The following is a 7380-nucleotide window of genomic DNA, read 5'->3' on the forward strand; positions in this document are numbered from 1 at the left end:
TGATGCTCCAATGCCGGGAACCGGAATCCCAGGAGATTGTCGCCCGGATGACAGACTGGCGCCGCCGCGAACGCTAGCGGGACGGAAAATCTGCGAGGAGATCGGTTCGATGAAAAGCCTGCTGGCCCTGATGGCGATGGCGACGATCCTGCTGCCCGGCGCGACGCGGGCGGCGCCGGTGAGCGAGGAGGAGGCCTATGCCGTCGGCCTCGAAGCCTATGCCTACGCCTATCCGATGGTGCTGATGGAAGTGACGCGGCGCGTCGCGACCAACGCCCGGGAAGGCCGGCTGCGCGCGCCGATGAACCAGTTTTCGCACATGCGGCGCTATCCCGACGCAACCTTCAGGGACGTCGTGCGGCCCAACGCCGACACGCTCTATTCGAGCCTGTGGTACGATGTCGGGAACGAACCGCTGGTCCTGACGCTGCCCGACACGGCGGGGCGCTATCATGTCGTGCCGATCATGGACATGTGGACCGAAGTGTTCGCGACGCTCGGCTCGCGCACGACGGGCAATGACGGCGGCACCGTCGCGCTCGTCGGCCCGCGCTGGCAGGGCACGCTGCCCCAGGGCATGCGGATGGTGCGCAGCCCAACCGACATGGGCTGGATCATCGGCCGCATCCAGACCAACGGCGCCGACGATTACGATCATGTCCACATGCTCCAGGCACGCTATGCCGCGACGCCGCTGTCGGCATGGGGCAAGCCGCAGGCGGCCGCCGCAACGGCGAAGGCCGATCCGTCGGTCGACATGACGACGCCGCCGGTCGAGCAGGTCGCAGCGCTCGCGCCCGACGCCTTTTTCGCGCTGTTCGCCGAGACGATGAAGCGCAATCCGCCACACGCCACCGACGTCGCTATCCTGCTGCGCATGGAAAAGGTCGGGCTGGAAGCGGGACAGAGCTTCGATCTCGGCAAGGCCGACCCGGCGGTGCAGCGCGGGCTGACGCGCGCCGCCACGGACGGCTATCGCCGCATCGTCGATCGGCGCCGGAGCGTGCCGCTGAGCCGCGACGGCTGGGTCGCGCTGGGCAATGCGCTCGGCGTCTATGGCAACGATTATCTCCAGCGCGCCTTCATCGGCTATGCCGGGCTCGGCGCGTTGCCGCCCGAGGAGGCCATCTATCCGATGGCGCCGGTCGACGGCGATGGCAAGCCGCTGAACGGCGCGGCGCGCTATGTCCTCCATTTCGACAAGGAGCGGATTCCGCCCGCCGACGCCTTCTGGTCGCTGACCATGTACGGCGCCGACCAGTTCTTCGCCGCCAATCCGTTGGGCCGTTTCGCGATCGGCGACCGCGACAAGCTGAACTTCAACGCCGACGGCTCGCTCGACCTCTATATCCAGACGGACAGCCCGGGCGCCGACAAGGAAGCCAACTGGCTGCCCGCGCCCGCGGGACCGTTCACGATGAACCTGCGCCTCTACCTGCCGCAGCGCGAGGCGCTGGAAGGACGCTGGACCCCGCCGCCGGTGAAACGGGTGCCCTAAGCAAAACCGCCGTATCCCCGCGAAGGCGGGAGCACGCAGCTTTTTCCGGTAGCCTAGATCAGCCCCGCGAGCGGGCTTGACGGGTCGGCGTAGCGGCGCTGGCCCATGCGGCCGGACAGATAGGCGTCGCGCCCCGCTTCGACCGCCAGTTTCATCGCGCGCGCCATGCGGATCGGGTCCTTCGCCTCGGCGATCGCGGTGTTCATCAGCACCCCGTCGCAGCCGAGTTCCATCGCCACCGCTGCGTCGCTCGCGGTGCCGACGCCGGCATCGACGAGCACCGGCACCGATGCACCCTCGACGATCAGGCGGATCGTCACGCGGTTCTGGATGCCGAGCCCCGACCCGATCGGCGCACCAAGCGGCATGACCGCGACGGCGCCCGCATCCTCGAGCTGCTTCGCCGCAATCGGGTCGTCGACGCAATAGACCATCGGCAGGAAGCCCTCCTTCGCCAGCACCTCGGTCGCGTGGAGGGTTTCGCGCATGTTCGGATAGAGCGTCTTCGCCTCGCCCAGCACCTCCAGCTTGACGAGGTCCCAGCCGCCCGCCTCGCGCGCGAGGCGCAGCGTGCGGATCGCGTCGTCGGCGCTGAAGCAGCCCGCGGTGTTGGGCAGATAGGTGATCTTCTTCGGATCGATATAGTCGGTGAGCATCGGCGCATTCGGGTCCGACACGTTGACGCGGCGCACCGCGACGGTGACGATCTGCGCCCCCGACGCCTCGACCGCGGCGGCGTTCTGTTCAAAATCCCTGTACTTGCCGGTGCCGACGATCAGCCGCGACGTGAAGGTCCGCCCGGCAACGCTCCAACTGTCGATCCTGTCCACATTCAATCCTTGTTCTGCACCACGTTCGCAATGTCGCCGAGGGGATCGCGAACGAAAAACCGGCGAACGCCCCAGGGCTCGTCGCGCAGGGCGTAGACGATCTCGTGCCCCGCCGCGACCGCGCGGGCATGCACCGCATCGACGTCGTCGACGCCCACCGAATAGGCAGGCCGCAGCCCCGACGGGTCGTCGGTCAGGACGCTGATCTGCGCCGTCGGCTGGGTAGACGAGCGATAGATGGTGATGAAATCGATCGCCATCGCCGTTTCCAGCCCCAGCACATCGTTGAAAAAGCCCGCGCCTTCCCGGACGTCGCCGGCATAGCGATTGGGCACGATCCGCGCGACCGCCATCAGCCGCCTCCCACGAAATGGACGATTTCCAGCGCGTCGCCGTCCGCGAGCGCCACGTCGGCAAGGGTCGAGCGCGGCACGATCTCGCGATTGCGTTCGACCGCGACCTTCTTCACGTCGAGCCCGAGCGACGCGACGAGGTCGGCGATGCTGCCCCCGCGCACCTGCCTCTGCTCTCCGTTGAGGATGATCGCAATCACCGCCGCTGCCCTTCTTTGCGTTTCGCCGTGCAGCCCATATAGGGGGAGCCAGCCCCGCCGCAACCGAAAGCCAGGTCTTTGCCGGAAACCTCCTCCGAAACCCCCGTCGTCTTCGTCCTTTCGGGCCCCAACCTCAACCTGCTCGGCACGCGCGAGCCCGAAATCTACGGCCACGATACGCTGGACGCTATCCACGCGCGGCTGGCCGCGCAGGCGGCCGGGCTGGGCCTGTCCGTCGACTGCCGCCAGTCGAACCACGAGGGGGTGCTGATCGACTGGCTGCACGAAGCGCATTTCGCGGGCGCGAAGGCGGTGCTGCTCAACGCCGGCGGTTATACGCACACCTCGATCGCGCTGCACGATGCGATCAAGTCGATCGCGGTGCCGGTGATCGAGGTTCATCTATCGGACCCGAAAAGCCGCGAATCCTTTCGCCATATCAGCTATATCGGCATGGCGGCGGCCGCGCATTTCGCGGGGCACGGCGCGAACAGCTACACGCTGGCGCTGGACGCCGCCGCGCGTCTCTGACAAGAGGGCGCGACCAGAACAGGGGTCGAGTGCCACCAAGGCACCACAACAACAACAGGAACTATCGCAATGGGTGACCACAAGGATCAGGGCATCAACATCGATCCGGCTTTCGTCCGCGCGCTCGCCGAGTTGCTCGACGACACGCAGCTTTCGGAAATCGAGGTCGAGGATGGCGACCGCAAGGTGCGCGTCGCGCGAACGCTGACCGCCGCCGCAGCCGCGCCTGTCGCCTTCGCCCCCGCGGCCCCTGCCGCCGTTCCCCTCGCGCCGCCCGTTCCCGCCGCGGCGCCGCCGCCCGCCGCCGACAGCTTCGCCGACGCGGTCAAGTCGCCGATGGTCGGCACCGTCTATCTCGCGCCCGAACCGGGGGCGCCGACCTTCGCCAGCGTCGGATCGTCGGTGAAGGAGGGCGACACCGTCCTGATCATCGAGGCGATGAAGGTGATGAACCCGATCACCGCGCCCACATCCGGCACGCTGAAGGCCGTGTATGTCGAGAACAGCCAGCCGGTCGAGTTCGACCAGCCGCTGTTCACCATCGGCTGATTCATCCGATGACGATCGAGAAACTGATCATCGCCAACCGCGGCGAGATCGCGTTGCGCATCCACCGCGCCTGCCACGAAATGGGGATCAAGACAGTCGCGGTGCATTCGACCGCCGACGCCGACGCGATGCACGTCCGCCTCGCCGACGAGGCGGTATGCATCGGCCCGCCGGCGGCGAAGGACAGCTATCTCAACATTCCCGCGATCATTTCGGCGGCCGAGGTGACGGGCGCCGACGCGATCCATCCCGGCTACGGCTTTCTGTCGGAAAATGCGCGCTTCGCCGAGATCATCGAGGCACACAGCATCACATTCGTCGGACCCAAGCCCGAGCATATCCGCACCATGGGCGACAAGGTCGAGGCCAAGCGCACCGCGGTCGAACTGGGCCTGCCCGTCGTTCCCGGCTCGCCGGGCGCCGTCACCTATGGCGACGAGGCGAAGCGGATGGCCGAGGAGATCGGCTATCCGGTGCTGATCAAGGCGGCGTCGGGCGGCGGCGGCCGCGGCATGAAGGTCGTTCCCGACGCCGACAGCCTCGAAAGCCTGATGGGCCAGGCATCGAGCGAGGCGGCGGCGGCATTCGGCGATCCGACCGTCTATATGGAGAAATATCTCGGCAATCCGCGCCACATCGAATTTCAGGTGTTCGGCGACGGCAACGGCAATGCGATCCACCTCGGCGAGCGCGACTGCTCGCTCCAGCGCCGCCACCAGAAGGTGCTGGAGGAAGCGCCCTCGCCCGTCATCTCGGCCGAGGAGCGCGCGCGCATGGGCCAGATCTGCGCCGATGCGATGGCGAAGATGCACTATCGCGGCGCCGGCACGATCGAGTTCCTGTGGGAAAACGGCGAATTCTTCTTCATCGAGATGAACACCCGCATCCAGGTCGAGCATCCGGTGACCGAGATGATCACCGGTTTCGACCTCGTCCGCGAACAGATCCGCATCGCCGACGGGCGCGGCCTGTCGGTCCGTCAGGAGGATCTGGAATTCCGCGGCCACGCGATCGAATGCCGGATCAACGCCGAGGACCCGCGCAGCTTCCTGCCCTCGCCGGGCAAGGTGACGCAATATCACGCCGCGGGCGGCATGCACGTCCGCGTCGATAGCGGGCTCTATGCGGGCTATGCGATCCCGCCTTATTACGACAGCATGATCGGCAAGCTGATCGTCTATGGCCGGACGCGCGAAAGCTGCATGATGCGGATGCGCCGCGCGCTCGACGAGATGGTCGTCGGCGGGATCAAGACCAACATCCCGCTGCATCAGGCGCTGCTCGCCGACCCCGACGTGATCGACGGCAACTACACGATCAAATGGCTCGAAGACTGGCTCGCGCGGCAGGATGCCGAAGCGAAGGGATAGAGCGCGGGGCCGAAGCCGGCCATTCGGCGTCGTTGCGAGCAGCGAAACCGCGCGGCAATCCAGAGCGCGGCGGGAGCATCGCGCCTCTATCCTGAATCGCTGTCCCGTTCGTGTCGAGCGAAGTCGAGACACCCATCGACGTAGCGCAAGGCCGATGGGTGTCTCGACTTCGCTCGACACGAACGGATTTCAGTTGGTCCGGATTAAGCGCGGCGCTCTGAATTGCTCCGAGATTGCTCCTCCCTGATCAAATCCGGGGGCGCGATGACGATGTAGGTCAAGGTCATCGAACGCCGGCACCACCTCCATTCGGGGCCACCCTGCCCACCCGTCCCGCGCTTCCAAACCCTTGGAAACTCGGTTATGGCGGGGCGCATGTCGAAACTCTCCCCCCGCTTCGCATTCGCCCTGCCGCTTCTTTTCGCGGCCGCACCAGCCCTCGCGCAGACGACCGACGTCAAGGAGGATTCGGTCGTCCTGCAACCCGACAAGGTCACCGACGACGCGCCCGTCGTCGAAACGCTGGCCGAAGCCAATCTGCCCGACTGGTCGGCGAACAATGCCAAGGCGCTGCTCGCCTTCATCGGCAATGTCGGCGCCGAAGGATTGTTTCCAAAGGATTACAACCCCGACGGGCTGCAGGCCGCGATCGCCGGCGGCGACCAGGCGCGGCTCGACAAGGTCGCGACCGACAGCTTCCTGCTGCTCGCGACGCATATGCGCGACGGGCGCACGCCGAACGCGGCGCGCAAGCAGTGGTTCATGACCGACAACGACGCCGAGCAGACGCCGCTGATCGCATTGCTCACCTCCGCGCTGCTGTCCAATTCGGTTCCCGAGGCGCTGCTCGGCCTCGACCCGGTCCATCCCGATTTCGCCGCGCTCAAGGCCGCGCTCGCTGTCGCCAAGACGCCCGCCGACGCCAATGCGATCCGCGTCAACATGGAACGCTGGCGCTGGATGCCGCGCGACCTGGGGTCGGGCTATGTCGTCAGCAACGTCCCAGAATATCTGACTCGCGTCGTTCACGACGGCGTCGTCATCGCAACGCACAAGGCGGTGGTCGGCAAGCCATCGACGCCGACGCCGCAGCTCAACCCGATGGCGACGGGCGTGATCCTCAACCCGACCTGGACGCTGCCGCGCAGCATCATCAACGAGGGCATCGGCGCGACGATCGCGCGCAATCCCGCCTCCGCGCGCGCGCAGGGCTATACCTGGACGGGCAGCGGCAAGACGCTGTCGGTCGTGCAGCAGCCCGGCGCCAACAACGCGCTGGGCGTGATGAAGATGGAGATGCTGAACGAACACGCCATCTACCTGCACGACACGCCTTCGAAGGGCGCCTTCGCGCAGGCGGCGCGCGCGTTCAGCCACGGCTGCATCCGCACCGAGCGCGCGCTGCACTTCTCGGGCCTGATGGCGGTGATGTTCGCCGGCCGCAGCCCCGAAGAGTTCGGCGAGGCGGTGGCGAGCGGCAAGACGACGCGCTTCGGCTTCGAAAATCCCTTCCCGGTCTATGTCGCCTATTGGACGGTCGTTCCCGATGCCAAAGGCGGGGTGAAGAAACTCGCCGACATCTATGGCCGCGACGCGCCCGTCGTCGCCAGCTTCGCCAAGCCCGGCCGCACCGCGGCGGTCGTCATCTCCCCGGCGCCGCCGACCGTGGTGCCGACGATCCCGGCCCCCAACGTCACGACGCAAGCCACGACCGGCATCTATTGAGCCTGACGGTCATAGCCGGGTGACACTGCATGGCATCGCCATTGAATAGCCGGAGCGGGATGACATCGAATCGTCATTGCGAGCGGAGCGCAGCAATCCAGAGCGGTTACCGCACGCTCTGGATTGCCGCGCGGCTTCGCCGCTCGCAATGACGAAGTAGGTCAATCCACAATCATCAGAGTCCAAGCCGACAGCCGCGTGCTCCCGCGCAGGCGGGAGCCCAGAGCGACAAAGAGCCAGCGTCGGCATTCAGAACCGGGTCCCCGCCTTCGCGGGGACACCATCATTTTTGTTTGGCGTTTATACCCTTGAGACAGGGACGCT

The 7380-nt window shown here is 66.6% G+C and carries 8 protein-coding genes; 5 read left to right on the forward strand and 3 right to left on the reverse strand.

Features of this window, described 5'->3' with window-relative positions; genetic code table 11:
- The first annotated feature begins 109 nt into the window (after window positions 1-109).
- A complete protein-coding gene (locus SGR02S_RS18395) occupies window positions 110-1498 on the forward strand; it encodes a DUF1254 domain-containing protein (protein WP_067113491.1) in 1389 nt (462 codons plus the stop codon).
- Window positions 1499-1551: 53 nt separating this feature from the next.
- Here SGR02S_RS18395 and SGR02S_RS18400 read toward each other — a convergent pair whose 3' ends face one another.
- Genes SGR02S_RS18400 through thiS form a run of 3 tightly spaced genes read right to left on the reverse strand, consistent with a single transcriptional unit; the run spans window position 1552 to window position 2881 of the window.
- Window positions 1552-2328, reverse strand: coding sequence for a bifunctional sulfur carrier protein/thiazole synthase protein (locus tag SGR02S_RS18400; protein WP_082797232.1), 777 nt, complete (start codon window positions 2326-2328; stop codon window positions 1552-1554).
- A 2-nt stretch (window positions 2329-2330) separates the two neighbouring features.
- Window positions 2331-2681 (reverse strand): VOC family protein, encoded by a 351-nt coding sequence (locus SGR02S_RS18405; RefSeq protein ID WP_067113501.1) that lies wholly within the window; start codon window positions 2679-2681, stop codon window positions 2331-2333.
- A complete protein-coding gene (gene thiS / locus SGR02S_RS18410; protein WP_174521678.1) occupies window positions 2681-2881 on the reverse strand; it encodes a sulfur carrier protein ThiS in 201 nt (66 codons plus the stop codon). The genes SGR02S_RS18405 and thiS overlap by 1 nt, the downstream gene beginning before the upstream one ends.
- A gap of 78 nt (window positions 2882-2959) precedes the next feature.
- On the opposite strand from thiS, the gene SGR02S_RS18415 reads away from it, so the two are divergent.
- The 4 genes from SGR02S_RS18415 (at window position 2960) to SGR02S_RS18430 (ending at window position 7056) form a co-directional block, all read left to right on the forward strand.
- Window positions 2960-3412, forward strand: a complete 453-nt coding sequence (locus SGR02S_RS18415; RefSeq protein WP_067113504.1) for a type II 3-dehydroquinate dehydratase — start codon at window positions 2960-2962, stop codon at window positions 3410-3412.
- A 69-nt stretch (window positions 3413-3481) separates the two neighbouring features.
- A complete protein-coding gene (gene accB / locus SGR02S_RS18420; RefSeq protein WP_067113511.1) occupies window positions 3482-3961 on the forward strand; it encodes an acetyl-CoA carboxylase biotin carboxyl carrier protein in 480 nt (159 codons plus the stop codon).
- An 8-nt stretch (window positions 3962-3969) separates the two neighbouring features.
- Window positions 3970-5331 (forward strand): acetyl-CoA carboxylase biotin carboxylase subunit, encoded by a 1362-nt coding sequence (accC, locus tag SGR02S_RS18425; protein ID WP_067113514.1) that lies wholly within the window; start codon window positions 3970-3972, stop codon window positions 5329-5331.
- A gap of 375 nt (window positions 5332-5706) precedes the next feature.
- Window positions 5707-7056, forward strand: a complete 1350-nt coding sequence (locus tag SGR02S_RS18430; RefSeq protein WP_255211524.1) for a L,D-transpeptidase family protein — start codon at window positions 5707-5709, stop codon at window positions 7054-7056.
- Window positions 7057-7380 lie beyond the last annotated feature (324 nt).

Origin of the sequence: Sphingopyxis granuli NBRC 100800, assembly GCF_001591045.1 — a bacterium.
Taxonomy (GTDB): domain Bacteria; phylum Pseudomonadota; class Alphaproteobacteria; order Sphingomonadales; family Sphingomonadaceae; genus Sphingopyxis; species Sphingopyxis granuli.